This is a genomic window from Polaromonas sp. P1_G2 (assembly GCF_056405515.1).
In genome coordinates this window covers 1-2,179 of the sequence record NZ_JBFUBY010000449.1, presented here as the reverse complement: position 1 = coordinate 2,179, position 2,179 = coordinate 1, and the positions used below count along the sequence as shown (strand labels likewise).

The window sequence follows — 2,179 nt, the reverse complement described above, 5'->3', positions numbered from 1 at the left end:
GTTTGATGGTGTGAGGGTGGGGCGATCGCGCCTGGATCGTAAGCAGGCTCAGACTGTGATTCACGCGCCAGGGCTGGCCTTGGCCCCAAGAGGCGGCCAGGTCATCGCCTTGGCCTGCGCCGGCCCGACCGGTATCAACTGGCGCACCACTTGCCCGGAAAACACCTTCTCGCGCAGGTTCTTGAGCACCTCCTGCGCGCCGCCGTAGGGTGTGAACATGTCGATCAACCAGATCTGATCGCCAGAAGCCCAGTCGGCCATCGTGAGCTGGTGGGGTGCAGCCTGGTAGCGCTGCGCCACTTCTTCGCTGAGCCTGGCCCAGGAGACAAAGGCCATGGGAGCCTCGTCCTTCAGATAGAGCTTGGCTTGGTTCAACACCAGCGCCGGCATCACACGCCACTCCAGTTCACTGAGCAGGGTGTGCCGGTTGGCGGCTTGCTGCATCATCAGCCAGGTCACGGCACCGAGCATCGGGATCTTGCCCAGCACCTTGCGCACCTGTTCCTTGGCCAGGGCGGCCAGCTTCGCCAGTTCTTCTGGCGGCAAAGGCCCATTGCCTGGTATGCCGGTTTCTGCGGGCGCAGATTCCGGCGTGAGTGCCTTGTTTGCTTTGCTTGTTTTAGGGGGTGTAGAAGGTTTTGTCATGGTTGTGTTCCGGTTTCCAGCATATTGTTGATGGCGCTTAAATCCGCTTCGGCCAGCGTGGCATTTGCCGCTTTGAGGCGCAGCCCTTGCATCAGCGTCTCGGCCCGCGCCTTGTGCCAGTCGCGCTCGGCCGTGTAGAGCTGCTGCTCGGCATTGAGCACGTCGATGTTGATGCGTGATCCGACACGAAAGCCGATCTTGTTGGAGTCGACCGAACTTTTGCTGGAAGCAATGGCCGAGGCCAAGGCCTGGACCTGCGCAGCGCCGCTGACCACGCCGGTAAAGGCCAGGCTGRCCTGCGCGACCGCCTGCCGACGCGCCGCCTCCAGGTCGTCAGCGGCCTTGTCCTTCAAGGCCAGGGCTTCGCGCACGCGCGCTTGCACGCCGCCGCCGGCAAAGAGCGGGATATTCAGGTTCAAGCCCACCTGGCTGGAGCGTGAACGCACCGAAATATCGGCCGGCGAGGTAATACTGCCGGAGGTGTAGTTGGTGCCATAGCCTGCCGTCAAGTCCAGAGTCGGTGAATGCGCGGCACGGCTTTTGGCAATTTCCCGGTCTGCCACTTCCAGCGTGGCTTGGGCGATGCGCACCGGGATGGACTGCTCACGGGCGCTGTCCAGCCAGGGCTGTTCCTCGTCGGGCTGAATGCCCGGTAGCGAACTGTCCGCGCGCAAGCGGGCCAGATTGGCCCCGGGTTCACCAAGAATGCGCGCCAGCTCGGCACGTTTGTTCTTCAGCTCACTGTCCGTTGCCACCGCCTGGAACCGCGACAGGTCCAACCGGGATTGGGCCTCATGCACGTCGGTCACGATCCCGGTGCCGACTTCAAAATTCCGTCGCGCCAGCTCCAGTTGCTGGATGACGGCGCCAACCTGCAGGCGCGCCACGCGCTGGGACTCCTGCGCCACCAGCACGTCCAGATAGGCTTGCGCGGTGCGCAGGATCAGCTCCTGCTCGGCCTGCCGGAACTGCGCCTCGGCGAGCAGTTCCTGTTGTTCGGCCTGGTCCAGCGCCGCCCAACTGGCCGCGCGCCACAAAGGCTGCGTCAGTGAGAGGTTCCAGCTGCGGTTGCGCACATCGCGGTCCACATAGGGGGCTTCGCTGAACGAGGCCTGCCCGGACTGCTGGCTGGTGGCGCCGACCAGGCCCACCGTGGGCAGCAGCCCGGCCCGCGCCTGKGGCACCCGTTCGCGCGCCGCGCGCAGCGTATTGACTGCGCCGCGGTAGGCGGCGTCGCGCTCCTGCGCCTTGCGATAGATATCAAGCAAGGTATCGGCCGAAGCGCTCAAGGGCAGAAAGGACATCAAAGCGGCACCGACCATCCATGGCCGGGCGCACATCCAGAGGGAATCAGCGTTCACGCAAGGCCTCCTGCTTGTAACGCAGCATGGGCGCGATGAAGTATTCGATCATGCGGCGCTCGCCGGTTCGGATGTCCGAGGTCACGCTCATGCCGGCGGTCACCGTGCCACGCTGGCCGTTCACTATGTTTGGCGTCTCCGCTTTACTGAGCTGGATGCGCACCGGGTAGACC

The 2,179-nt window shown here is 64.3% G+C and carries 2 protein-coding genes and 1 pseudogene; all 3 read right to left on the bottom strand.

Features of this window, described 5'->3' with window-relative positions:
• Positions 1-60: 60 nt before the first annotated feature.
• Positions 61-645, bottom strand: coding sequence for a toxin-activating lysine-acyltransferase (locus AC1D0P_RS25020; RefSeq protein WP_477679205.1), 585 nt, complete (start codon positions 643-645; stop codon positions 61-63).
• Complete coding sequence (locus AC1D0P_RS25015) at positions 642-2,006, bottom strand: TolC family outer membrane protein (protein WP_477679204.1); 1,365 nt, start codon at positions 2,004-2,006, stop codon at positions 642-644. The genes AC1D0P_RS25020 and AC1D0P_RS25015 overlap by 4 nt, the downstream gene beginning before the upstream one ends.
• A pseudogene (locus tag AC1D0P_RS25010) lies at positions 1,996-2,179 on the bottom strand (HlyD family type I secretion periplasmic adaptor subunit); the annotation flags it as partial. The gene AC1D0P_RS25015 and the pseudogene AC1D0P_RS25010, both read right to left, overlap by 11 nt.

What these genes read in the sequence shown, in the direction of transcription:
- AC1D0P_RS25020 (WP_477679205.1), bottom strand. Translation starts at nt 645, where the DNA reads ATGACAAAACCTTCTACACCCCCTAAAACAAGCAAAGCAAACAAGGCA.